This window comes from Flavonifractor sp. DFI.6.63, assembly GCF_024462255.1.
Taxonomy (GTDB): Bacteria; Bacillota; Clostridia; order Oscillospirales; family Oscillospiraceae; genus Lawsonibacter_A; species Lawsonibacter_A hominis.
Genome location: NZ_JANGBE010000017.1, coordinates 1 through 23755 on the forward strand (window position 1 = coordinate 1; position 23755 = coordinate 23755).

Sequence of the window (23755 nt, forward strand, 5' to 3'; positions counted from 1 at the left end):
CGCCACTGAGCACCGCTCCGGACAATCCAGAGCATCCCGTTGAGCATGGTCCGGTTATCCTTCCGGGGACGGCCCCGCTTCCCCGTTTCTTCCCGTGGCAGCAGCGGCTTGATTCGTTCCCATTGTTCTTTTGTTAATTCATATCGTTTCATGCCCTTAGCTTCGCATAACTTGGTTTGTTGTGCAACTTTTATTTTTCAAACAAGCCCTAAGAAAAAGAAACGTTTTTTTCACTCTGCCCCGGAACCTCCTCGGGCGGCTGCTCCGGCGGCGCGCAGCAGACCGCCGCCCGCCAGCCGTCTCCTCCGTAGGCGCGAAACCGCAGTCCGTCCAGCGTCCCCCCCTGTCCCGGCGCCAGCAGCGGCACGGCGATCGCCCGGGCCGGGCCGGAAAGCCCCGCGCCGGTGCATTTCACCCGCGCTTCCTTCAGGGTCCAGAGGGTATAAAAGCGCTCCCAGCCTCCGCCCTGCCGGACAAACCAGGCGTATTCCTCCGGGGAGAGCACGTGCCGGGGCAGCCCCGTCCTCCGGGGCCGGATGCGCTCCACATCCACCCCCACCGCCGCCGCGCCCGCGCCGCACAGGATCAGTCCGCCGCTGTGGCTGACGTTGAAGCGCAGCTCCGGCCGGGCCGGAAAAAAGGGCTTGCCCCCGCCGTCCCGCGCCAGTGCGGGCAGGCGCTCCAGACCGTATTCCGTTCGCAGCAGCGCTTCCAGCAGCGCATAGGCGTCCCCGGTCCCCAGCCGCAGCACCATGTTCCCCGCCTCCCTTTTTTCTAAGGCATTACCGCATCATTCAACGCGTGCGGATCGGCGCGAAAATTTGTGCCGCAAAAAGGCGCAAAACCGCAGGAATACTTTTTGTATTGCAAGGTTTTGCAACGCATTTGTGGGGCAAATCGGCCGCCAAAATGTGCGTGGGGAATTGTGCGGTGATGCCCTAATTATAGCACAAAAGGAGCCGGGCGTCTCGGCTGGTTCAGGCCGGAGATAACAGATCGTTCTCGCCTGTGCCGGACAGCCGTTGGCAGCTGTGCCGCTCACAGCGGACGCATGCCCTTTTCGGTTCTTACGGCGCCTCAAACGTCCCCAGGAACAGCGGCACGCCCCGCTCCAGATCCACAATTCCGTAGACGAAGGGCCGGTCCAGGATCAGCACCGCAGCCTCTTCTGCCGGCATACTCATCGCCTCCATGACCGCCGCCGTTACGGCAGCGGCCTCCGTCCCCTTCTCGTTGACCTGGATGCGGGTCTTCTGCATCACGCTGCCGATATAGATAGGGCCGTCGGCCGTCCCCATAGCGGAAAAATCAGCGGCATCCGGATCAAACGCCGCCCCCAGCCCCAGCGTGGAGAGCGCGTCGTTCAGCATCCCGCCCCACTCCGCTTCAAATTTGGGCAGGCGCAGGGAAAGGCGCGTCTGCTCCGCCGCCGCGAGCAGGGCGGGCACCGTGCCGCCATCCCAGCCGGACAGATATTCCGTCAGGTCCGTCCCCTCCTTCGGCAGCACCGCCAGAAAGCCCAGCCGCCCGTCGTCATAGGGCAGCACCACGCCGCTCTCCCGCTCCGTTTGGAGGTACCGCTCCTGCCGCACGCCGTTGCCCAGAAATTCGGTCTGCCGCGTTCCTGCGGCGGAGCGGAAGGGGAGCGCGGTGGTTTTGGCCGGATCAAAGGGCGCGGCCCAGGCATTTTTCAGATAAAGGGCGTTGACCAGCAAAAGCACCGCCTGCGCGTCCAGAGGCTGGTCCAGCACGCCGTCGATCAGGCCCATGGTCTGCTCCTTCACCCAGGCGTTGACCTGTTTCACCGTCTCCATGGCGGTCAGGTCGGCCTGATAAAGTCCGGCCCCATACGTGTCGGCGCAGCGGCGGAGAAAGCCGTCGTCCGCCGTCCAGCCCGTACCGATCCACAGTCCGTTTGCGATGTTGCACCGGGTCGTTCCCTCCAGGCCACGGTAATCCTCCATCAGGGCGGCGCAGCTGGCGTTGAGCTCCTCCAGGCTCACGCCGCCCCCCAGCACTTCCAAAAAGGCCTCCAGCGTCTCCCCGGCGGCCCCGTTGGCGGTCATGGACAGGCACAAAAGGGCGGACAGGGGCGAGACGAGGGTGTTTTCCCCCTCCTGCCGCACCTGCGCCAGCAGCGCCGCGCCGAAGGCGCCCAGGGCATAGTCTACCTCCGCCGAAGGGGCGGGGCGCACCGGAGCGGTACCGGCCCCCCCCGGGGGGGGGGGGGGGGGGCCCCCGGCCGGGGTCCCGCCCCCGGGGGGGGGGGGGGTGGGGCCCCGCCCGCCCCCGGCGGCGGCGCAGCCGCCCAGCAGGAGCAGCGCCAGACCCAGGGATAAGAATCGGATCCGCTTCATTCGTTTCTCTCCTTTCCGTCAGCCCGTCTCAAAGGTACCCAGGAACAGGGGCACGCCCCGCTCCAGATCCACGATGCCGTAGACGAAGGGCCGGTCAAAGACCAGCTCCTCCGGGGGCGCCGCGCCTGCGCCGCTCATGCCGATGAAGGTGAAGGAAAAGGCCCGGGTACCCTGTTCATCCACTTCGATCCCGGCCCCGTGCTCTACGGCGCTGATATACAGGGGATTGCCGTGCGCATCCCGCCCCATGGGGGCAAAGTCCGCCGCGTCCGGGTCAAAGGCGTCGGTCAGGCCCATCGCCTGGAGGGCCCCGACCAGGGAGCCGCTCCACATCATCTTGAATTTGGGCAGGCGCAGCGTAAAATACTCCGTCCCGGCCCCGGCGATCAATCCGGCCAGGGCCGCGCCGTCCAGGGTATCCAGGTACTCCCCCAGCGGCGTGCCCTGGCTGGGCATCAGGGCCAGAAACGCCAGCCGGCCGTCCCGGTAGGGCAGCAGCACGCCCTGTTCCGCGTCGGTACCGATATACCGGTCCTCCCGTCCGCCGCTGCTCATCAGATCTACCGTGGCCTCCCCACCGCCCTCCGGATAGAAGGGACGAGCCTCCCAGGTGTCGTCCGGGTCAAATTCCTCCGCCCATTTGCCTTCAAAGTAAACGGCGTTGGCCAGGGCCAGGACGGTGGCGGAGTCGATCTCCTTCAGCGCGTTTTGAATGTGTCCGCCGGTATTCCGCTCGATCCAGGCGTTGATCTGCTTCCGGGTGCCGGGGTTGGAAAAGTCGGCGGCGAAGGCATCGGCCTGATAGGCGCCGGTGCAGCGGCTCAGAAAAGCGTCCTCCACCTGCGCCCCCTCGTCCAGCCAGAGGCCGTCGGCAATGGAAAGCGTGGTCTCCCCTTCCAGCGCGGCGTACTCCGAGAGCAGCGAGGCGCAGTTGGCGTTGAGCGTTTCCAGGCTCCCGTCCCCGGCCAGTACCGCTTCGAACTGCGCCAACGTCCCGCCCGCCGCGCCGTTGGCGGCCATGGACAGGCACAGCGCCGCGCTCAGGGGCGAGACGAAGGTGTTCTCGCCCGCCGTGCGGGTCTGCCGCAGCAGTTCCAGCCCAAAGTCGCCCAGGGCCGTATCCAGCGCCGCGTCGCGGCGGGCCGGAGCCTCCGGGGCCGCCCGGCCGGGCTGGAGCGCCGTGACGCCTGCCGAGCAGGCGCTCAACAGCAGGGCCATCGTCAGTGCAAGAGATAACAGCGTTCGTTTCATTGGCTTCCCTCCCAATCGGATTTGCTTTTTAGACGCTCTTTGGGGTAAAATGTTCCTGCGTCTTAAATACTTCTTAATCCTTTTCCCCCCTTGGGCTTAAATCTGCCGTGCTAAGATAGCGGCAATGAGGTGATCTTTTTGTACACTGTGCTCATCTGCGACGACGATAAGGACATCGTATCCGCTCTGGACATCTACCTGACCAGCGAGGGGTATCGCACGCTCAAGGCCTATGACGGGCTGGAGTGTCTGAAGCTGGTGGAGGAACACGAGGTGCACCTCATTCTCCTGGACGTGATGATGCCGGGTCTGGACGGCATCCGCACCACCGCCAAGCTGCGGGAAAAGCGGAATATCCCCATCATCCTGCTCACCGCGAAAAGTGAGGATTCCGACAAGGTGCTGGGCCTGAATATCGGCGCGGACGACTATGTGACCAAACCCTTCAATCCCATCGAGGTCATCGCCCGGGTCAAAAGCCAGCTGCGCCGGTACACCACCCTGGGCGGCCAGCAGCATGCCGGGGGACCGGCGGTGCTCACCAACGGAGGCATCCGTCTGGACGACACCGCCAAGGCGGTGACGGTGGACGGAGAGACGGTGAGCCTCACGCCCATTGAGTACAACATCCTGCTGCTGCTCATGCAGAATCCGGGACGGGTATACTCCACCGGACAGATCTACGAACTGGTATGGAACGACCCCGCCCTGGGCTCGGAGAACACGGTAGCCGTGCATATCCGCCACCTGCGGGAGAAGCTCGAGATCGACCCGGCAAATCCCCGCTATCTCAAGGTGGTGTGGGGGCTGGGCTATAAGATGGAGAAGCTGTGACGCCTTTCCCCCATATCCGCCCCTTGACAAGGAGACGTGATCTCATGAAAAAACAGCTGCGCACCCATCCCGCCCTCAAAGCCTTGGCCGTGATCCTGGCCCTTGTGCTGGGGGCAGGCGGCTTCTGGGCCAGCCTGTTCACCCTGAGCCAGTGGGACGATATTTGGACCGGAACGGGGTATTACGAGAGCAGCAATTGCTACTCCAATTTGTATCACCGCCTCGCTCAGGTGGGGGAGCTGGCCCGGCTGATGCAGAACCGCACCTGGGACGGCTCCCTGTCCTATCTGGACCAGCAGCGGCTGGAGGCTCTGCAGGAGGCGCTCTCCCCGGAACAGACCAATTTCCGTTTCCGTCTGGTGGACAACGCCACCGGCGAGCCGGTGTACGGCAATCTGCCCGGCGGCCAGACGATGGAGGGGGCCGTCTACCGGGTCCTGTCCGATTCCCTGGAACTGCAGCGCTACAACGGCGGGCATGAGGACGACTACCAAACCTGGGATCAGGAGATGGACTATTATCGGCTGCATATCATCCAGAGCGACGGGAGCACGCTGCTCTGCCTTCCGGAGGAGGAATCCGTGGCCAACCAATACGGCTGGCTTTTCAACGGAAGCAGCTGGGATTACGATGAGGGACTGGACCGCCGGGTCCTCTCCCGTGTGCTGGCGGTGGAATACGGCGTAACCAACCCCCAGACCGTGACGGATGAGTTTACCGAGGGCGCGCAGGACTACCTGGAGTACGCCCAATACCTGCCCGGCGTGGCCCTTCTGTCCTTGGCGCTGGATGTGCTGACCGTCCTGCTGGTGGTGTTCCTCTGCCTGGGCGCCGGCCGGCGGCGGGACCGGGAGGGCGTGCTTCTCAACCACTTTGACCGCATCCCGCTGGACCTGCTGATCTTTCTGGAGTTCTGGGCCCTGGCGGCCCTGTTTGCGCTCGGGGATTCCATGGCCTTGGCCCTGAATTCCGGTATGCCGAATTTGGAAACGGCGGTGGGGCTGGGCGTGCTCTCCCTGGGCATCAGCGGATGCCTGCTGGCCTTTCTGCTCACCCTGGCTACCCGCATCAAAACGCGCACCGTCTTCTCCAACACCCTGACCTGGCTGCTGTGCCGGTCCATCGGCCGGCTCTGCCGGGCGCTCGGCCGCTCCTGGCCGCTGACCTGGCGGGTGGTCGTGCTCTTCCTGCTCTATCTGCTGGGGAGCGTCCTGACTGCGCTGACGGTTTTCCTGATCCCCGTGTATCAGGGGCTGGCGCTCTACTTCCTTTGCCGCTGGACCATCCAGTGGCGGCGTGTGCGGGAGGGCGCGGCGCGCATCGTGGGGGGCGACCCCAGCTGCAAGATCGATACCGGCGGCAAGATGTATCCCGACCTGCGGGAGCATGCCGAACAGCTCAACGATCTGGGCGGCGCCATCCGCACCGCTGTGGACCGGCAGCTCAAGAGCGAGCGTTTTAAGGCGGAACTCATCACCAACGTCTCCCACGACCTCAAAACTCCGCTCACCTCCATCATCAACTATGTGGACCTGCTGAAAAAAGAGGAGATCCAGAATCCCAGGGCAGCCGAGTATATCGAGGTGCTGGACCGGAAGAGCCAGCGGCTGAAAAAGCTCACCGAGGACCTGGTGGAGGCCTCCAAGGCGTCCACCGGAAACCTGGCGGTGAACCGGGAACGGCTGGGCATGGTGCAGCTGGTGCAGCAGGCCATCGGGGAGTTCGAGGAAAAGTTTGCCCAGCGCGGCCTGCAGCTGATCTCCTCCTTCCCTGCGGAGGAGGCCTACATTCAGGCCGACGGGCGGCATCTGTGGCGCATCATCGACAACCTGCTCTCCAACTGCAACAAGTACGCCATGGAGGGCACCCGGGTCTATCTGGACGTGATGAAGTGGGACGGAACGGTGACCCTGTCGGTGAAAAACATTTCCCAGCAGCAGCTCAATATCCCCGCCGAGCAGCTGATGGAACGTTTTGTGCGGGGGGAGGAATCCCGCAGTACCGAGGGCTCCGGTCTGGGTCTGTCCATCGCCCGCAGCCTGACGGAGCTTCAGGGCGGCGTCTTCCGTCTGGATATCGACGGGGACCTGTTCAAGGCCGCCCTCTCCTTCCCGGAGGATTGCAGTCCGCCTGCATAAAACGCATGACTTTGCTCCGGCCCGGGATACTAAGCCTATCCCAGGCCGGAGCTTTTGCCGCTGCTCCGCAAAAAGCGCTCCGGCAAACGGGCAACGACGATTACCAGTAAGGAGTAGGTTATGTACGACATCATTATCGTGGGCGGCGGCCCGGCCGGCCTGACGGCGGCACTGTACGCCAAACGGGCCGGCTTTTCCACCCTGCTGTTGGAGGGCGGAGTTCTGGGCGGTCAGGCGGCCACCACACCCGACATCGAAAACTGGCCGGGCACCCGCCATATCTCGGGCAGCGACTTCGCCGCCAATCTCTACGAGCAGTCCAGGGCGCTGGGGGCCGAGCTCCGATTGGAGGCCGCCACGGCGCTGGAGGCGGAAGGCGCGCTGCGCCGGGTGTCCACTTCCGCCGGGCGCTACGAGGCCCGCTGCGTCATCCTCGCCAACGGCGTCAAGCGCCGGAAGCTGGGCGTGCCCGGGGAGGAGCGGCTGGCGGGCCGGGGGGTGAGCTATTGCGCCACCTGCGACGGAAACTTTTTCCGGGGCAAGGAGGTGGCCGTGGTAGGCGGCGGCAACACCGCGCTGGAGGACGCCCTCTATCTGGCCGCCCTGTGTCCCAAGGTCCATCTCATCCACCGGCGGGAACGCTTCACGGGCGACGCGCATCTGGTGGACAGTGTGCGGGATGTGGCCAATATCCGCCGCTGCATGGATACCCGCGTGCTGGAGATCCAGGGGGAGGCGTCGGTGTCCGCCCTGCGTCTGGAGGGCCCCCGCGGGGCGCATATTCTCCCCGTCTCCGGTGTGTTTGCCGCCGTGGGCCTCATCCCCGACAACGAGGCCTTCGCCCCGCCCCTGGAGCTGGACGCATACGGCTATCTCCAGGCCGGCTGCGACTGCCGCACGCCGCTGCCCGGGGTCTTCGCCGCGGGGGATACCCGTTCCAAGCAGCTGCGCCAGCTGGTCACCGCCGCGGCCGACGGCGCCACCGCCGCCTTTCAGGCGGGGCTGTATCTCCATGAGATGCAGCCTGTGTAGCGGCTGTCGAAAAAGCGGCTTCGCCACGTACCTGCCGCGGCGGAACACGGCCGAACCCTGTGAAGGGTTTTCGGCAAACAGAACGGACGGGAGCGCCGCTTTGGCGCTCCCGTCCGTGATTTGTTTCCGCCGCAAGCGTATACGGCGCTTCCTTGCACCTGTTTTCCGTTTTGCGCGGGCGGGTCAGTCGAGAAACTGGATGCCGCCGCCCAACACACCGTCCCCGATGTAGACGCTCAGGGTGGCGTCCAGGGCGCCCTCCCAGCAATGCTCGTAGTCCGGAAATTCCGCGCGCAGGCGGGCGGAGAACTCCGCCATCTCCTCCGGCGCGCCTCCGTTGGCCACGCCCAGGTTATACCGCCGCTTCCGCCCGTTCAGGTGCTTGTGCATCAGCTCGATGATCTTGTCCTGCACCTGCCGCCGTCCCCGTACTTTGGCGATGCTCTGGAGCTGCCCGTCCTGGGAGAAGGTGATGATGGGCTTGATCTTGAGCATGGTACCCGCCATGGCGGTGATCTTCCCGATGCGCCCTCCCTTGTACAGATACTCCAGCGTGTCCACAGAAAAGAACGGAAACGTGTTGGCGATGATGTGGGGGGCCCGCACCTTCACCAGCGTCTCCCAGTCCAGCCCGGCCTGAATCTCCTCCCAGAGCTGGAGCACCGTGATGCCCATCCCCAGCGCGCCGCTCTTGGAGTCGAAGACCGCCACCTCCAGGTCCTCCCGCTGTTCCCCCTGTATGCGCACCATATTATAGGTACCCGACAATCCGGAGGAGAGCATGAGGGCGACGACCTTTTCGTACCCATCGGCGCGGATCTGGTCAAAGGCATCGCTGACCACGCCGCCCTCCGGCAGCGAGGTCCTGGGCACTTCTCCCCGGTGGAGCCGGTCGTAGATATCTCCGGCGAAAATGTCCACGCCGTCGGAATAATCCCCGTCGCCGCACAGGATCTTCAGGGGCACCACATAGATGGGTTTTCCCGCACGCATCGCGGGGGGCAGGTCGGCGGTAGAGTCGGTCAGCAGCGCGATCTTGTGGGGGTTTGACAAGACAATCATCCTACTCTATAATTGAAGTGACGTCACATAACGCCGTTATGCTGTTATTATATCGGTCTTCCGCGGCTGCGTCAAGGGGAGGGGAGGAAAGAAACATGGACTATCGTCAGCGGCGGAAAGAGCAGGCCCGCCAAACGGAGCAGGCCATCTTGCAGGCCGCCTTGGCTCTTGCCCGGGAACACAGTTTTGACAAGGTCTCCGTCCGGGACATCTGCCAGCGCTCCGGCATCACTACCGGGGCCTTTTACCATCATTTCCGTTCCAAGGAGGACCTGCTCTCCCGGGGCTTTGCCCCGCTGGACCTCTACATGGAACAGGCGCTGGCCGGGCACGGGGCCGATGCGCCGCCGGAGCAGCTCTGGCGCATTCTGTCCAGCTATGCCGCCTTTATTGAGGCTCTGGGCTGGGAGTTGGTGGCCCGCTATTACCAGCGCCGTCTGGACAGCCCGGACGACGCCTCCTCCATGGACCCTACCCGCTACACCCTGCGCGCCATGCTGGATTGCCTGCACCAGGCCGAGGCTCAGGGCATCCTGCTGCCGGGGCAGTCGGTGGAGTGGACGGCGGATTTTTTCTTCCGCCACTTCCGGGGTGTGGTGGTGGACTGGGTGCTTCACCGGGGTTCCTATTCATTACTACCCAGGCTGGAGCAGGATTACGCTCTGTTTCAGAACATTTTTCAGGTATGACGAACGCCCCCCGGGCCGGTTGGCCCGGGGGGCCCGCCCTTTCACCAGCGATTTTCCACCCGCTCGGCAAATCCCATCAGATCCCGCACCTCCAGCACCGTGCCGTCGTCCAGCACCGCCCGCCCGGTGAAGGCCCCGAAGACCTGATGCTGGTCGGATTGGATCACCAGGGCGCCGGTGCGGGCCGCGCGGTCCAGCACGGGGAGAAAGTCCATCGCAAAGCGCCCGTCGTCGCTGGTAACGCTCCAGGGCGCCAGATAGTCCGGCTTTCCGCCCCGGTCCGGGATGTGGAAGGCCGCCTGGTCGAGCTTGTGGAGCCTGCCATTGTAAAACAGGGCGTTTTCACTGGCGGCGGAGGTGTCCCCAAAGCCATACCCGATATTGAAGCCGAAGGGCACGCCGCCCGCCAGCCCGGAGGCAGAGCCCCAGTACCAGGTATTGTGATAGGTCCAGACCCCCCGGCCCCAGTCCAGCGTACCAAAACTGTTGGAAGGGTCGAAGCGATAGACGCGCTTCCCCAGGGCCACCGTACCGGAGGCCCGCATGCAGTTGATCTTTTGGTTGTAGTAGAAGTGCCCCGGCTTGGCAAAGGGCGTACAGATAACGATGGACTCCTCCGGCGCCTGGGTCAGCGCCACGCGGGCGTCCAGCGCCGCACCCGCCCGGAAGGCGTCCATATGTGCGGTGAGGGTACGTGTTTCCCCATCGTTTTGGAAGAGGAGCCCATACCCCCGCCCGACGCTGACCGTATTCCCCCGCTCGGAGGTTTCCGGCAGGCCGGTGCGCCCCATGGGAAGGGCGCGCATGGGGCTTTTCGTCACCTGCCAGCCCTCGCGGAAATCCAGCAGAGAGATGGAGTCCAGCCCCATATAGGAATTGTCCGCGATGGTCAGGGCCAGGGCAAAGCCCTCCCCCATCACCAGATAGTAGTCCCACTCCTTCCGCCGGGTCCTGCCGCCCCGGACCGCGCTGCGGTCGTACGCCGGCAGCAGCCGCCGGGCCCAGCCGGGCTCGGTCAGGTTCCCCTGCGCGTCCAGCAGGGGGATGGGCCGGGTGATCTCATGCTGCATTCCGATCCCTCCTCACGGCTTGTTTCCTCGCTTTGATTATAATCCCTCCCGGACGGACAGGCAAGTTTTCCCTCCCCTTTACATACTCATTTGTGAAGAAGGAGGTGAGTCTCATGTCCCGACTGCTTTGCCGGCAGCGGGTGCGGGAAGTGCTGCTGGGCGCGGCCCTGCTGTGTGCCACGCTGGCGCTGCTGCTCTATCCCAGCGACGCCATACAGGCCGCCAAAGACGGGCTGCTGCTGTGCTATAACGTCATCATTCCCTCCCTGTTCCCCTTTTTCGTTCTCTCCTCTCTGGTGGTGGAGCTGGGCCTGGCGGGCTATCTGGGGCGGCTGCTGGAGGGGATCATGCGCCCGGTGTTCAACGTCAGCGGCGCCTGCGCCTGCGCCTTTGCCCTGGGCTTCATCGGAGGCTATCCCGTAGGGGCCAAAACGGCCATCCGCCTCTACGAGACGGGGATGTGTACCAAGACGGAGGCCGAACGGCTGCTCGCCTTCTGCAATAACTCCGGTCCCGCCTTCATCCTCGGCGTGGTGGGCGCCGGGGTGTTCGCCAGCAGCCGGGTGGGCGTGCTGCTCTATCTGGCTCATGCCGCCGCCTCGGTCTGCATCGGCGTGCTTTTCCGCTTCTATAAAGCAGGCCCCCGCAGCGCCGCCGGGGAGATGCGCCCCCAGCCCCGGTTCGAGGCCCGGCGCTTTACCGCAGCCTTTACCGGCTCCATCCAGAATTCCTTTCGGTCCACCCTGAACATCTGCGCCTTTGTGGTCTTCTTCACCGTAGCCATCAAGCTGCTCTTTCTCTCCGGTTTCCTTCCGGCGCTGGCCCGTGTGCTGGGGGGCGTCCTGGCTCCTCTGGGCATGACCCAGGCCTGGACCGAGCGGCTGCTCACCGGCCTTATCGAGATCTCTTCCGGCGTATGGACCCTGTCTGGGGACGGCACCATGGCCGGACGCATGTCCATGGCGGCCTTTATGCTCGGGTGGGCAGGCTTTTCCGTGCACTGTCAGGTGCTCTCCTTCCTTGGGGGCAGCGGTCTTTCGGTGAAGACCTATCTGATCGGCAAGCTGCTCCACGGCGGGCTCTCCGCCCTGTTCGTCTCCGGGCTGGTGCGCCTGTTTCCCCTCCGCGCCCCCGTCTCCGACTATCTGGCCGAACAGGTGGCCGGCATTGCCGCCCTGGAGTTCCACACCGCCCTGACCATCTCTACCGTATGCGCCTGGGTCCTCTTCCTCTTTTTCCTGTTTGTGGCCTGCGCCGCCGCGCGAAAAGGCCTTGGCAAGCGGCGCCGGCCTGTGTTATAATCCTCTTGAACGAAAGGGAGGGCGCGCCATGCTGTTTCAAAAGGACATCGAGCCCCGCTGCACCTATTGCAGCCGCGGCACCCGGCTGGATGAAGAGAAGATTCTCTGCCCCAAGCGGGGATTGGTCTCCCCCGGTGAACACTGCCGCAGCTTCCGATATGACCCGCTCAAGCGGGTGCCTCCCGTTCCGGCCGCCCCAGATTTCAGCCGGCTGCGGGACGAGGATTTTTCCCTGTAAAAATCAACGCGGCCCCGGGCAAAAGGCCCGGGGCCGCGTTGATTACAGATCGCGCACCAACCGGACGGCCACGCCCACAATACGGGCCGCTCCGGTGCCAAAATCGCGGAGGGGGATGATCCGGGGCTCATAGGCGGGATTCTCCGGCTGGAGGATCGCCATATCCCTCTGCACCCGCAGACGCTTGAGCGTGGCGTCCGCTCCGTCCAGCAGGCAGGCCACGATCTGGCCGTTTTCCGCGCTCTCCTGCCGCCGCAGCAGCACCAGGTCTCCGTCGCGGATACCGGCGTTGATCATGCTGTCTCCCGTGACCCGCAGATAGAAATACTCCTCCGGCTGGGCCACATCGGCGGCGGCATAACCCTCGATGTCCTCCACCGCCAGGATCGGGGCGCCCGCACGGATGACGCCCAGGATGGGGATCGTGTGCTCCCGCGTTCCCCAAGCGGCCTCCTCCGGCGCTCCCCGCCGCCGGGGCACGCTGTAGCCCTGAAGCCACAGGGGGTCCACGCCCAGCGTCATGGCGATGGCCGTGGCGGTGCTCACCTTGGGCTCCCGCCGGCCCAGCACATAGCGGTTCAAGGTCTGGGGCGTCATATGCAGCCGTTCTCCCAGCTGCTCATAGGTATCGCCCCGCTCCTCCATCAGCTCCCGCAGCCGGGCGCCGAAGGTGCTCTCCAGCTCCATGGACGCTCCCCCTCTTGTCCCATTTTTGGGACCATCCTATCACGTTTTATCACCATTTGCAATATAAATTTCAAAAATTTCATTGACAAATATCTCCGAACGGTGTTATTATACTCCCGTAATCGAACGTAAGTTCTATATTTGGCGTAGCGCATTTCTTTTTTGTGCTTTTATCACCATTCGGAGATGTCAGGGCATAAAAAATGCCCCGCCGGTTGGCGAGACATTTTGGTGGAGGAGGGTGGATTCGAACCACCGAAGCTATCGCAACAGATTTACAGTCTGCCCCCTTTGGCCACTCGGGAACTCCTCCATATGAACTTGTGGAGCTGGTGGACGGACTCGAACCCCCGACCTGCTGATTACAAATCAGCTGCTCTACCAACTGAGCTACACCAGCATACCAGCTCGTCCACAGCAGATGTTAGTTTAACAGATGGGAGGTATCTTGTCAAGGAAAACTTGCGCGCTTTTTGACAGAAATTTAGAGGAGGGTACTTTGCTTCGGCCAACGGTCTGGACGGATCCGCTGCGGGACATGCAGCGCCTGCCGCCGTGCGGCCGCTGCCCGGTCTGCGGGGCGGAGCTCTATGGGGAGGAAGCGGGACGCTGTCCCCAGTGCCGGCGGCCAAACGGGAACGAGGAACAACAGGAGGATACACAAAAGCCATGACTTTATTGGAATTATCGGTGGACTACCGCGCCAGCGCCGCGGCCCTGCGGGAGCGCACGGCCCTGCTGGAGCAGCAGCTGGAGCAGAGCCGGGACGAAGCGGAGCGTCTGATGCTCACAGACCGCATCCGCACGCTGGGCATCATGTGGCGGGAGACCAGGGACCTGGCCGTCCTGTGCGAACATTACTATGACAGGGGGTACCGGCGCAATGCCAGATACACGCTATAGAAAGGGCGGCGCCTACGCCGCCGATATGGCGGTCTACGCCCGGGCCATGGCGTCCGACAATTCCGCCCAGATGAGCCGGGTCAAGCGCAATCTGCTGCGGGCCCTGCGGGAGGATGTGACGCCCCGCCAGCGGGAGATGCTGCTGCTCTATTACGGCGAGCAGCTGAACATGCGTCAGATCGGGACCCGGCTGGGGGTGGACAAGTCCACCGTCTCCCGCACCATCAAGCGGGGGGAGCGCAGGCTCCAGCGCTGCCTGCGCTATGGGGCCGAGGCCTTTTTGGCGGCCGACTGACCGGGTGCGCGCAGCGGGCCGCCTCCCGCCCGGACAGCTCCCCCCTGCCGGAGCGGCGGAATACCGTTTGCCCCTTTTTTCGGGCGGCGTGTACGTCGTAAAGCGGCCCGTCCGGACCGTAAGTGCGCGCAGCGGGCCGCAGCTTTCCCGAAACAGCGGCTTCGCCGCTTTGGGCGCTGTCCTGTGCGCTCCGCCCATGGGCGGAGCGCATTTGCTTATACCCCGGCGAAGAACCCCCGGTTAAAGGCTACGGCGGCACTGTCGGGCTGGACCGCCCCCGCCCGCTCATTGTATTCCGCCGCCAGCGCCCGATCCCCCAGGTGGTAGTGGCACACGCACAGCTGCAGCAGCGGGATATAGTCCCGGCAGCCGGGCTGTTTAAAGCCGCCGGGCTCCCCCCAGTCCGGGGCGTCCAGCGCCCGTCCGTACCAGTAGGCGGCGCTGAGCCAGTCCTCCCTTCGGAAGAAAAAACGTCCCAGTTCACAGCATGCTTCCGGCCTGGGCGGCCCGTACCACAGGCCCCGGACCAGGGCGGAAAAGGCGTCTTCCTCCCGCCCCAGCCGCTCATAGCAGCCCGCCAGATCCAGGCATGCCTGAAGCGCGTTTTCCACCCAGCCGCGGCCATCCGATAAAAACAGCTCCAGTTGGGCGGCGGCTTCCTCCTCCCGGCCGTGGGCGGACAGTTCCCGCGCATAGTAAAACCGCGCCCTGGGCGAGAGCGCCTTCCCCGCCGCTAACAGTCCCTCATAGATACGCAGGTTCCGGTCCGGATCGCCGGGGCCGGTCTTGCGGTGGCTCACCGCCGCCGTCCAGTGGGCCACCCGTCCTGTGGGGGCGATGACCTCGTGAACCTCTCCCTCCCACCGCAGGCCCGCTTCCCGGCGGACAAGGCGCTCCCGCTCACAGGTAAAGGCGGGCGCGCCTGTGCCGTCAAAGGCCGTGTGATAGGGCATCATCACCACATCTACCGCCGGGTCCAGACCCGCCTTTTCCCGGCGGAAGCGCTCCCGGTCGGCCTCCTCCAGCACGTCGTCGGCGTCCAGCCACATCAGATAGTCCATCGTCCCCTGGTCAAAGGCAAAATTGCGGGCAGCGGCAAAGTCGTCCCGCCAGGTGAAGTCGTATACCCGGTGCGTATAGCGCAGGGCTGCCGCCCTGGTGGCGTCGCTGCTGCCGGTATCCACGATGACGATCTCGTCCACCAGATCCTGCACGGAATCCAGGCAGCGGGGCAGGTTGCGTTCCTCATTTTTTACGATCATACACAAACTGATGCTCGGCATACACAGACTCCTTTCCTCTCGGTACAACGGCGGCCCGGTTTACCCGGGCCGCCGTTCCTCCGTATCGCCTCAGGCCACGGAGAAGGACACGTCGTCGAGGTCCATGCTCTGTCCGCCCTCCGCGGTCACGGTAAATTCGATCCTCGCCCGGACCGTTCCCGCCGGTGCGGCGGACGTGATCCCCTGATAGTGGGCGAACACCCGGTTGCTGTTGACCATATCCTGCTGCCGCACCTGGATCAGCAGGGCCTGGGTGGGCTGGTCTTGGGCGTTCAGATAGAGTACTCTGGCCGTGACGCCTACCTGGCTGCCCTCTCCCCTTGCGAAGAAGGACAGCTGATGGAAGCATCCGGCCTCCACAGCTATCTCCTGGAAAAGGACAGCCTCATCCGCCAGGTTGACCGCCCAATTTCCGGAGTGCACCCGTCCCTGCAGGCCGACTCTGGACACCAGGCTGTCGTCATTTGCCGTCCAGCCGGTCGGGACGCTGCCCGTAAAGGCCTCCATGCCGCCATTTACGGCCATCTCTCCTCTGGAGCGGCACGCGCAGGTACAGGTGCCCGTCGGGCCGGTCGGACCCGTTGGGCCAGTGGGGCCGGTAGGGCCCGTGGGGCCGGTGGGACCCGTGGGACCGGTGGGGCCCGTGGGGCCGGTGGGACCCGTGGGACCGGTGGGGCCCGTGGGGCCGGTGGGACCCGTGGGACCGGTGGGGCCCGTAGAGCCGTTTATTTATGCACAACATTAACTTTTGTTTTGCGGTGAGTAGAAAGCCCGTCATATCGCCTTGCTCTCAATCACCGTAATGATGTTGTGGTTGTTCTCGATGTAATCAATAATTCGCTGGTACTCGTCGGCAAAATTGAAGTCAACCGTTATTTCCCCGTTCTCATGCACCCAAACCGCTTTGATAAGTTCAACTACAATTCCCCGGTTTAGGCTCTGAATGTTTTTGTATTTCAGAAAGGCGGTTAGATACGGGTCGTCGGCTCCGATACCGTCAGCCATGATTTGCATTTCCTCTTTCAGATAAGAGATATTCGCTTCAAGCTGCTGTATCTGTTCTGCAATCTTGCCTTTCAAGCGGCGGTATTCCTCTTTTGTGATTTCGCCGCTTTTCCAATCGAGGTACAAGCTGTCGGAAGCGTCATTGTACTGTTTTAGTTGCTTTTCTGCCTGTTTCAATGAATAGGATAACCGTTTGTTTTCCCTATTGATTACAGGCGCGTTGTTGATACGTTCAATTTCTTCTGCAAGCTGATCTACAAGGGCAATTTGCATTTGCAAAGCTGCCAAAACCGCGTTTTCCAATTTATCCTGCCGGATAGAATGTTTGCTGCAAATCTTTTTGTCTGTGTAGCTGCGGCAAGAATAGTAGGCAATATTGCGGGCGGTTTTTCGCCGCATGGCTTTTTGACAGTCCGCACAACGGACAAAGCCGGACATTAAATAGACTTCCTGTTTGCCCGGTGCCGTTCTTGTATCGCGCTTATGTAGGGCTTGCGCTTTCTCGAATGTTTCTCGGTCAATGATCGCTTCGTGTGTGTTGGGGACGACAAACCATTCATCTTCCGGGACGCTGATCTGCTTGTGTACTTTGTAGCTGATAACGCGGTGTCTGCCCTGTACCATTACGCCCGTATAGATTTCGTTCTGCAATATCCTTGCAATCGTGCTGGCAGACCACAACCCGTCATTTTTGCCGGAATTAGGATTGTTGTACTTCAATCCTTTTTTCTTTTTGTAGGCTTCGGGGTTAGGCTCTCCCATTTGATTAAGCCTTTTGGCAATCCCCATTTTGCTGTACCCCTCATTCACAAACCAATGATAAATGCTTTTCACAACTTCCGCTGCTTCTTCATCTACCAATAGGCTGTTTTTGTCGTTCGGGTCTTTTTTATAACCATAGGTGGCAAATGCACCGATGAACTCGCCGCGCTCCCGTTTCATCTTGAAAGTTTTGCGGATTTCTTCGGAAGTGGTGGCGGCAAACTGTTCATTGAACATTCCCCTTATAGGTACTTCAAGCCCGCTTGCCGAATGGGGGTTAGCGTAGGTATCAATAAATGGGGTGCCTGTGCAAATAAACCTTGCGCCGTTAATCGGTATGAACTCTTCCAGAAACTTCTGCTGGTCGGCAAGGTTGCGGAAACCGCGTGCAAGGGATTTGATAATCATGCAGTTTACTTCTTTACGGACAATGCAGCCCTCAAGCCGTTTGAAGTTTGGTCGCGCTGTGTCTGTGCCTGTCAATCCGTCGTCGGCAAACACGTCTACAATGACAAAAGTACCCGGCTCAAAATAGCTGTCTACAAAGTCGCGGAGTATCTTTTCTTGATTGATAACACTCTCGCTTTCGTCCTCGTTATCGTCCTCTTTGGATAGTCGAATGTATAGCCCGATTTTCCAAAACGGCTCTGCGTAGCTGCGTGCCGTTTTGTCTTTGCGTATGCGGGGCATAATACCTCCTTTCCCCCTATAATTACGGGTCTATTATACCATTTTAGCCCCATAATCACAAGGTCTTTACCCTTTGGGGTAGGGAAAGTAGGCAAGTCATTTCAGACTTAAAAAGTAGTCGCACAATGATTGTTTCAATGTTTTATCCTCTGCCACAAACCGTATTTTTACGGGTATGTCGCCGCAAAGAAAACAGTAAGGATTTACGATCTGCTCAAAGTAACTTTGCATTTTCTTTGCCGCTGGCAAAGAACTGTCGATATGGATATTCCGAATGTCAACCAAAGTGCTGCGGTCTACCTGTGTTATATCAACGCTTCTCATTTGTTGAAGCTGTACCTTGTTAATCATCTTCTTTCCCTCCCGGTATAGCGACATAATACAGAATATGCGCTCCGGCTTGTACGATATGAGAAATAAGGCAGAAACGAACGGCTGTCAGCGGCAGCACCGCGGGAGTTTCACCCCTGCTCATTTAAGGCAGCTTTACCCAATGCCTGCGACGCTCTTAACGCTCGGACTATGGCTATAAAGGCGTTTCGTCCCGCCTATATGTCGTCGCCCACAAGCTGCTAAACCTGTTTTACGGCGCGGTAGTTCTCGCTCGGCTTTTCCCCTATGGGGAAAAGCTGTCATGGCGTACCCGCCGACTGGCTCGGTACAGACGGAATGTACCCGTTTGCCTGTTATGCTGCGCACCAAAGGCCGCTTTCTTTGTCAAAGAACAATAGGCTTTGTCGGCCTGCAAAAGCACATCAACAGCGGATATGCTTTTGCGGAACGACAAATAGCCCATAACGGGAAGCGTGGAAAGGGGACACGCTCCCCGCATGGGCTAAAAGATTATCCTACATGAAAAGCAAGGGTGCGGGTAATAAGGCGCACTTGCAGCCTGTTACGCATTTCCTCGTCCACATAGGAATAGGTATTGCCCGCGTCGTCTTTCAGCGTGCGGGTACAAAGTTTCGCTATGTAACCCTCGTAATGCTTCAAGATCGCGCACATGGCGGTTGTGTCGCCGTTTGCCGCTGCGGAAATGACAGGGAACGGCAACAGATTTTCAGACTTCCTAACGGTATTCATCATCTGCTTTTCCCTCCAAATACTGTTTGATTTTCGCAAGCGCGGATTTCCTGTGCCGGAAAACCGTCGTGCGTACAACATTCAGCAGTTCGCCAATTTCCGCGTCGCTCATATCCAAGAAGTAGGACAAAAGGATAATGTCGCGTTTCCTTTCGGGCAAAGCGTTAAGGGCTTCGGCAAGCAGTTCATTTTTGACGAGTACATCAAAGCCGGACACTTGAAAACGGAAATAATCGCTTTCGTATTCGTCCGTTGTGAAAAGCTGCGCGAGTTCGCTTTCGCTCAAATCCGAAAAAGTAACTTCGCGTGCTGCGCGTTTCGCAAGAGTGCGGCGGTGGCTTTTCGCTTCGCCGACCAAAGTTTTCTTTGCTAATGCGTCGTACTGATGTTGTATTCTTTCCTTGTCGGAAGAAGATAGCTCCATAGAGTTCACCTCCTTCCCGCGTGGAGTAGAGGACGGGAGTTAAGGGCTTGTCCTCTCTGCCCCTTTCGCTCCGTACCCGTTCGGGAGATGGCTCTTGAGTGCGCTTTTCAGAAAAAAGTTGAAAAAAGCAAAATGCGCCCGTCCGCAAGACGCGGACGGGCGCAAAGGAAATGTAAGCAGTAGCTAAATGTATTGACAGTTCACATTCATAGCCGGAATATCCCGCTTGCGGAGCATAGCTTTTTTTGACCGCAAAGCATTAGGCGGGTTACAGTAAATAAAAATGGACACGGCGATACCTCCCCGATACCGCCGTATCCTTAAAAAAGGGCGACTTTAATACACTACCCGCAATCCATTCTATAATAGGGAACAGCGGCTTTTGCGCAATATTAAATAAAAAAGCCGATAACACATAGGTTTTTTGACCTAATGCGTTATCGGCTCTGCGTCTATGCGTCTGGCACTTTTAATCATTTTTTTTGAATTTATTATATGTGTTAGCTAACTGTCCACAAGCCGCGTTAATCTCTCTGCCATGAGAAACTCTCATAGTAACTTCAAGTCCTGCTTGCTCTAATTGATGTTTGAATGCAACTATTTCCCGTTTCTGTGGTGCTTTAATTCTTGAATTGCTTGTTGGGTTGTATTGTAACACGTTAATCATAACTTTTTTGCCCCGAAACCATTTTGCAAGTTGTCTTACATCTGAGGGCCGGTCATTTATACCCGGTAAAAGCAAATACGCAAAGACAATTTTGCGATTATGCCTTTCAGAATAGGATAAGGCTTGCTTAACAACATCTTCAATAGCATATATGCGCATGTGAGGAATAATACGATTTCTTGCAGATTGTGTTGCTGCGTGTAAAGATATTGTCAACTGAATTTTAAGATGTTCCTCGCGCAATTTTTTTAATTGATCGACCGGACCAACTGTTGATATGGTAATGCCGTCGGTTGGAAAGTTGAGCCCATATCTATCTCGGAGAATATGGATTGCTTTTATCAAGTTGTCATAATTGAATAAAGGCTCTCCCATACCCATAAAAACGATACGGTTTACTTTTCGACGCAACAATATAATCTGTTGTACGATTTCTGACGATGTTAGATTACGAACAAAGCCATTTCGCCCGGACTCACAAAAAATACAACCAACAGGACAACCGACTTGTGTGCTCACGCAAACAGTTCCACCATCTCGCCGCTTGATAAAAACCGTTTCAATGTATTTGTTGTCTTTCAGTTCGTAAACATACTTTTCAGTATCACTGCTTTTGCAAATATTTTTTACCAACATTGATAGATTTTTTTTGCGTGGTAATTGCTTATATAATTCTTCATATAAGGCTTTTGCTTCATTCTCGCCAATAACTTCCGACATTTCTTTGTAAGTAAATCCGTATGGATCATTCCGTACTTCCGCAGGCGTATATTTAGGTAAACGTTTCATTTTTATATCCTTTCTTCTAAATAATAAAAGTTTGTTTTTCTGTATTTTTGATTACAATCTCTAATTTTTCTACATCAATGATATGCGTCAATTTGCATTTAGGGCAGAAAAGAGGAAAATCTTTTAATACAGTATTATGAAATACTTGAACTCTCGTCTTTCCGTTACAAATCGGACATTTTATCCAATATTTTTTAAGCATTATATTTCACTCGTCCTTTTTACACAAAAAAATGCAGGTCAATCCTCAACATGAGCATTGACCTGCATTTATAATGCACAGAGCAGTACAACAAAACTAAGGCATAGCTTGCACTATGTCTATACTATATCTATACGTCGTTAGTTTTTTGTATAGCATCCGCAAAATAAGCATGACAAAAAAGCCCATGTTGAAAATGGGAAAATCCTTTTTTTCAATGCTTATCTAATACGCATGCTATGCAACATAAACGCCGCCTCCTTTTACATAAATTTTATTTTATCAGAAAATCAGTCTACTGTCAATACACAACAGGAAGTATTTAACCTAATGATATGAATTGTGTGGACATATCCAAAAAGAAAGGTGAACTGTAAAATGTAACAGGGTGAATGAAAATGGCAAAAAGACCCGTACCATTGTACGACTTTAAGGCTTTCGGGGCAGCTATAAAAGCCGCGAGAAATGAATACGGCGAGAGCCGCAAAAAGGTAAGCGACGAGTTATATATTTCCCCGCGCTACCTTGCGAATATCGAGAACAAGGGACAACAGCCGAGTTTACAGGTATTCTATGACCTTGTAACCCGGTATCATATTTCGGTAGATCAATTTTTCTTCCCGAACAGCAATGCGGAGAAATCCACCGGGCGGCGGCAGCTTGACGCGCTGCTGGACGGTATGAGCGATAAAGGCATACGGATTGTAACCGCAACAGCAAGGGAGATAACGGAAGTCGAAAAAGCAGAGGATTAACCTCACAATATGAGAAATCGGGAGATTGCAGCGCATGGCGGCTGCAATCTTTTTTTGCGTCCAAAATCAAAGGAACGCGCAACAAATACCGCCTTTCGGTGGGGGTATGGAGTAGATAGCAAGCACAGCAAACGAGTACCCGTTTGCGGAAAATGCTTGTTGGGATAATCCCAAACCCTTATACCGAAAGGCGGTGCGGAAATGGAAAACCGAAAGAGAAATATACAGATGAAGTTTTACGTTACGGAAGAAGAAAAGCGGCTGATCGACGAGAAGATGAAGCAGCTTCCCATAAAGCAGTATGGGGCATACTTCCGTAAAATGGCGATAGACGGGTATATTCTTGTCGTTGACCGAAGCGACACAAAAGCATATATCCGGGAACTGCAAGCGGTGAGCCGGAACATCAACCAAATTGCAAAACGCGCCAATGCGACGGGGACGGTTTACAGGCAGGATATAGAGGACATTAAAAAGGCGGTGGACGAGATATGGCGGTTACAAAGACGCACCCTATTAAATCAACCTTAAAGGCTGCGATAGACTATATCTTAAATCCCGAAAAGACAGACGGGAAGCTGCTTGCGTCCTCTTTCGGCTGCGGGCTGGAAACCGCCGATATTGAGTTTGCATGGACGCGGGAAGCTGCCGGAGATCGCGGCACACATTTAGGGCGGCACTTGATACAATCCTTTGCGGTGGGAGAAACCACACCGGAAGAAGCGCACAAAATCGGCATGGAACTTGCCGGGGCGGTATTAGGCGGCAAGTATGAGTTTGTTTTGACAACTCACGTCGATAAAGACCATCTGCATAATCACTTGATTTTCAACGCGGTTAGCTTCGTTGACTACAAAAAGTACCATTCCAACAAGCAAAGCTATCACTTTATCCGGCGCACCAGCGACAGGATATGTAAAGAGCATGGGCTATCCGTCGTCGTACCGGGACAGGACAAGGGAAAAAGCTATGCAGAATACACCGCCGAAAAGCAAGGGACAAGCTACAAAGCAAAGCTGAAAACGGCGATAGATACTCTCATTCCCCAAGTGAAAGATTTTGACGAACTGCTGCGCCGCTTGCAGGAAATGGGGTATGAAATCAAACAGGGCAAATACATTTCCTTTCGCGCTGCCGGACAGGAACGGTTTACCCGCACAAAGACGCTCGGCGCGGCCTATACGGAAGAAGCGATAAAGGAGCGTATCAAGGGCGTGTATGTTGCCAAAACAAAAACGCTGCGGGAAGATAAGAAAATCCGGCTTGTCGTCGATCTTGAAAACAGTATCAAAGCCCAACAGTCGGCGGGCTATGAACGGTGGGCAAAAATCCATAATCTGAAACAGGCTGCTAAAAGCATGAACTTCCTAACCGAAAACAAGATTGAGTATTATAGCGAACTTGAAAGCAAGATAGCCGATATTATGACCGCTCATGACGCGGCGGCAAAGGCGGTTAAGGAAGTGGAACAGCGTATGTCTGATTTGTCGCTGCTTATCAAGCACACCACCACATACCGACAGTTAAAACCGATTTACGATGAATACCGAAAATCGCCGGACAAGGAAAAGTATCTGCGGGGGCATGAAAGCGAAATTATCCTGTTTGAAGCTGCGGCAAGGGCATTAAAGGAAATGCAGATAAAGAAGCTGCCCGATCTCGCCGCGCTGCGCAAGGAGTATAGAAGCTTAAACGACAGGAAAACCAAATTGTATGAAGATTATCGGCAAGCCAAGAAGCAAATGCAGGAATACGGCGTTGTCAAAAAGAACGTCGATAGTATTCTTTACCCGTCCCAAAGCAGGGCGCGGGAGCAGGAGCGATAAGGCGCAAAACATGGGGTGGCAAGTGGAATGTTAAGGGCTGAAAACGCCTGTGTTTCTGCGGCTTCCAGCGCGGGGAAACAGCGTAGACGATACTTTATATTCAAACCCGCAAAAACGGCTTTCTAATTGTCCACGCAAGGGCAAAAAAAAACAGGGGCGCGGTGCCGGAAGTCGGCAACCGCGCCCCTGTTTTCTATGGGCTATTCCTCGTCGGTCAAGATAAACTTCCTTTCGGAAAACTCGCTGTCCGTCATGGCTTGCAGCTTGTTCACCGCTGCGGCGGCAAGCTGGCGTATATCCTCGTCCATGTAGGGCATGGCGGCAAGGATATTTTCAAGCGTCGTTTCCCGGCTGTCCTCGGCGTAGATCGCAACAATATTTTCTTCCTCAATGGTAAAGCGGATATTCATGC

Annotated in this window: 27 protein-coding genes and 2 tRNA genes; 11 read left to right on the plus strand and 18 right to left on the minus strand. The window is 58.1% G+C overall.

The features are described from left to right. From NE547_RS10145 to NE547_RS10160, 4 genes are all read right to left on the minus strand, one after another. Positions 1-152: transposase (locus tag NE547_RS10145; RefSeq protein WP_256175850.1), on the minus strand; the 152-nt coding region annotated here is incomplete at its 3' end. Positions 153-208: 56 nt separating this feature from the next. Further along, complete coding sequence (locus NE547_RS10150) at positions 209-754, minus strand: 4'-phosphopantetheinyl transferase superfamily protein (RefSeq protein ID WP_186908015.1); 546 nt, start codon at positions 752-754, stop codon at positions 209-211. Between the two features lie 313 nt (positions 755-1067). Continuing rightward, positions 1068-2357 (minus strand): serpin family protein, encoded by a 1290-nt coding sequence (locus NE547_RS10155; protein WP_305148501.1) that lies wholly within the window; start codon positions 2355-2357, stop codon positions 1068-1070. 18 nt (positions 2358-2375) lie between these two features. Next, positions 2376-3608 carry a serpin family protein gene (locus tag NE547_RS10160; protein ID WP_256175779.1) on the minus strand — a complete coding sequence of 411 codons (1233 nt, stop codon included), beginning with the start codon at positions 3606-3608 and terminating at the stop codon, positions 2376-2378. 138 nt (positions 3609-3746) lie between these two features. On the opposite strand from NE547_RS10160, the gene NE547_RS10165 reads away from it, so the two are divergent. The 3 genes from NE547_RS10165 to NE547_RS10175 all read left to right on the plus strand — a co-directional run bounded on the left by NE547_RS10165 (position 3747) and on the right by NE547_RS10175 (position 7612). Further along, positions 3747-4442 (plus strand): response regulator transcription factor, encoded by a 696-nt coding sequence (locus tag NE547_RS10165; RefSeq protein ID WP_256175781.1) that lies wholly within the window; start codon positions 3747-3749, stop codon positions 4440-4442. A 44-nt stretch (positions 4443-4486) separates the two neighbouring features. Continuing rightward, positions 4487-6580, plus strand: coding sequence for a sensor histidine kinase KdpD (locus tag NE547_RS10170; protein ID WP_256175783.1), 2094 nt, complete (start codon positions 4487-4489; stop codon positions 6578-6580). Positions 6581-6700: 120 nt separating this feature from the next. Then, positions 6701-7612 (plus strand): NAD(P)/FAD-dependent oxidoreductase, encoded by a 912-nt coding sequence (locus NE547_RS10175; protein WP_256175785.1) that lies wholly within the window; start codon positions 6701-6703, stop codon positions 7610-7612. Between the two features lie 183 nt (positions 7613-7795). Here the strand turns inward: NE547_RS10175 and NE547_RS10180 are convergent, their stop codons facing one another. Next, positions 7796-8674, minus strand: coding sequence for a DegV family protein (locus tag NE547_RS10180; RefSeq protein ID WP_256175787.1), 879 nt, complete (start codon positions 8672-8674; stop codon positions 7796-7798). A gap of 95 nt (positions 8675-8769) precedes the next feature. On the opposite strand from NE547_RS10180, the gene NE547_RS10185 reads away from it, so the two are divergent. Further along, positions 8770-9363 carry a TetR/AcrR family transcriptional regulator gene (locus NE547_RS10185; RefSeq protein ID WP_256175789.1) on the plus strand — a complete coding sequence of 198 codons (594 nt, stop codon included), beginning with the start codon at positions 8770-8772 and terminating at the stop codon, positions 9361-9363. A 41-nt stretch (positions 9364-9404) separates the two neighbouring features. Here the strand turns inward: NE547_RS10185 and NE547_RS10190 are convergent, their stop codons facing one another. Then, entirely contained in the window at positions 9405-10433 is a 1029-nt protein-coding gene (locus tag NE547_RS10190) for a DUF2804 domain-containing protein (RefSeq protein ID WP_256175791.1), read from the minus strand. Positions 10434-10546: 113 nt separating this feature from the next. On the opposite strand from NE547_RS10190, the gene NE547_RS10195 reads away from it, so the two are divergent. Further along, positions 10547-11734 (plus strand): nucleoside recognition domain-containing protein, encoded by a 1188-nt coding sequence (locus tag NE547_RS10195; protein ID WP_256175793.1) that lies wholly within the window; start codon positions 10547-10549, stop codon positions 11732-11734. Positions 11735-11762: 28 nt separating this feature from the next. Continuing rightward, positions 11763-11972, plus strand: coding sequence for a hypothetical protein (locus tag NE547_RS10200; RefSeq protein ID WP_186908024.1), 210 nt, complete (start codon positions 11763-11765; stop codon positions 11970-11972). 42 nt (positions 11973-12014) lie between these two features. On the opposite strand, the gene NE547_RS10205 is transcribed toward NE547_RS10200, so the two are convergent. From NE547_RS10205 to NE547_RS10215, 3 genes are all read right to left on the minus strand, one after another. Continuing rightward, positions 12015-12659 carry a LexA family transcriptional regulator gene (locus NE547_RS10205; RefSeq protein ID WP_186908025.1) on the minus strand — a complete coding sequence of 215 codons (645 nt, stop codon included), beginning with the start codon at positions 12657-12659 and terminating at the stop codon, positions 12015-12017. Positions 12660-12888: 229 nt separating this feature from the next. Further along, positions 12889-12972, minus strand: a tRNA-Tyr gene (locus NE547_RS10210). An 11-nt stretch (positions 12973-12983) separates the two neighbouring features. Then, a tRNA-Thr gene (locus tag NE547_RS10215) sits at positions 12984-13059 on the minus strand. A 269-nt stretch (positions 13060-13328) separates the two neighbouring features. Here NE547_RS10215 and NE547_RS10220 point away from each other — a divergent pair. Together NE547_RS10220 and NE547_RS10225 are read left to right on the plus strand one after the other, a co-directional pair. Next, a complete protein-coding gene (locus NE547_RS10220; protein ID WP_186908026.1) occupies positions 13329-13562 on the plus strand; it encodes a hypothetical protein in 234 nt (77 codons plus the stop codon). Continuing rightward, positions 13543-13857 carry a sigma-70 family RNA polymerase sigma factor gene (locus tag NE547_RS10225; RefSeq protein ID WP_243204784.1) on the plus strand — a complete coding sequence of 105 codons (315 nt, stop codon included), beginning with the start codon at positions 13543-13545 and terminating at the stop codon, positions 13855-13857. The genes NE547_RS10220 and NE547_RS10225 overlap by 20 nt, the downstream gene beginning before the upstream one ends. A 215-nt stretch (positions 13858-14072) precedes the next feature. On the opposite strand, the gene NE547_RS10230 is transcribed toward NE547_RS10225, so the two are convergent. The 8 genes from NE547_RS10230 to NE547_RS10265 form a co-directional block, all read right to left on the minus strand. Beyond that, positions 14073-15140, minus strand: a complete 1068-nt coding sequence (locus NE547_RS10230) for a glycosyltransferase (RefSeq protein ID WP_186908027.1) — start codon at positions 15138-15140, stop codon at positions 14073-14075. Between the two features lie 69 nt (positions 15141-15209). Further along, on the minus strand, positions 15210-15665 hold the full coding sequence (locus NE547_RS10235; protein ID WP_256175796.1) for a hypothetical protein: 456 nt from the start codon (positions 15663-15665) through the stop codon (positions 15210-15212). Positions 15666-15914: 249 nt separating this feature from the next. Then, complete coding sequence (locus tag NE547_RS10240; RefSeq protein WP_006774445.1) at positions 15915-17597, minus strand: recombinase family protein; 1683 nt, start codon at positions 17595-17597, stop codon at positions 15915-15917. 96 nt (positions 17598-17693) lie between these two features. Further along, positions 17694-17948 carry a DUF6870 family protein gene (locus NE547_RS10245; RefSeq protein ID WP_039891933.1) on the minus strand — a complete coding sequence of 85 codons (255 nt, stop codon included), beginning with the start codon at positions 17946-17948 and terminating at the stop codon, positions 17694-17696. A gap of 492 nt (positions 17949-18440) precedes the next feature. Continuing rightward, positions 18441-18683 carry a helix-turn-helix domain-containing protein gene (locus tag NE547_RS10250; protein WP_002604473.1) on the minus strand — a complete coding sequence of 81 codons (243 nt, stop codon included), beginning with the start codon at positions 18681-18683 and terminating at the stop codon, positions 18441-18443. Next, positions 18667-19104: a sigma-70 family RNA polymerase sigma factor gene (locus tag NE547_RS10255; RefSeq protein WP_002604474.1), complete on the minus strand. Its 438-nt coding sequence runs from the start codon at positions 19102-19104 to the stop codon at positions 18667-18669. The genes NE547_RS10250 and NE547_RS10255 overlap by 17 nt, the downstream gene beginning before the upstream one ends. Positions 19105-19573: 469 nt before the next feature. Next, a complete protein-coding gene (gene rlmN, locus NE547_RS10260) occupies positions 19574-20560 on the minus strand; it encodes a 23S rRNA (adenine(2503)-C(2))-methyltransferase RlmN (RefSeq protein WP_006774449.1) in 987 nt (328 codons plus the stop codon). A 16-nt stretch (positions 20561-20576) separates the two neighbouring features. Beyond that, entirely contained in the window at positions 20577-20762 is a 186-nt protein-coding gene (locus tag NE547_RS10265) for a cysteine-rich KTR domain-containing protein (protein WP_003431289.1), read from the minus strand. A 398-nt stretch (positions 20763-21160) separates the two neighbouring features. Between NE547_RS10265 and NE547_RS10270 the strand changes: the two genes are divergently transcribed. The 3 genes from NE547_RS10270 (at position 21161) to NE547_RS10280 (ending at position 23343) form a co-directional block, all read left to right on the plus strand. Then, positions 21161-21517: a helix-turn-helix transcriptional regulator gene (locus NE547_RS10270; RefSeq protein WP_002584957.1), complete on the plus strand. Its 357-nt coding sequence runs from the start codon at positions 21161-21163 to the stop codon at positions 21515-21517. 201 nt (positions 21518-21718) lie between these two features. Next, positions 21719-22048: a plasmid mobilization relaxosome protein MobC gene (gene mobC / locus NE547_RS10275; RefSeq protein ID WP_002584958.1), complete on the plus strand. Its 330-nt coding sequence runs from the start codon at positions 21719-21721 to the stop codon at positions 22046-22048. Then, the gene (locus NE547_RS10280; protein WP_002584959.1) at positions 22009-23343 is read left to right on the plus strand and encodes a relaxase/mobilization nuclease domain-containing protein; all 1335 of its coding nucleotides are present in this window, start codon (positions 22009-22011) and stop codon (positions 23341-23343) included. Before mobC ends, NE547_RS10280 begins: the two co-directional genes overlap by 40 nt. Before the next feature lie 200 nt (positions 23344-23543). Here the strand turns inward: NE547_RS10280 and NE547_RS10285 are convergent, their stop codons facing one another. Continuing rightward, complete coding sequence (locus tag NE547_RS10285; RefSeq protein ID WP_006774451.1) at positions 23544-23753, minus strand: transposon-transfer assisting family protein; 210 nt, start codon at positions 23751-23753, stop codon at positions 23544-23546. Between the last annotated feature and the right edge of the window lie 2 nt (positions 23754-23755).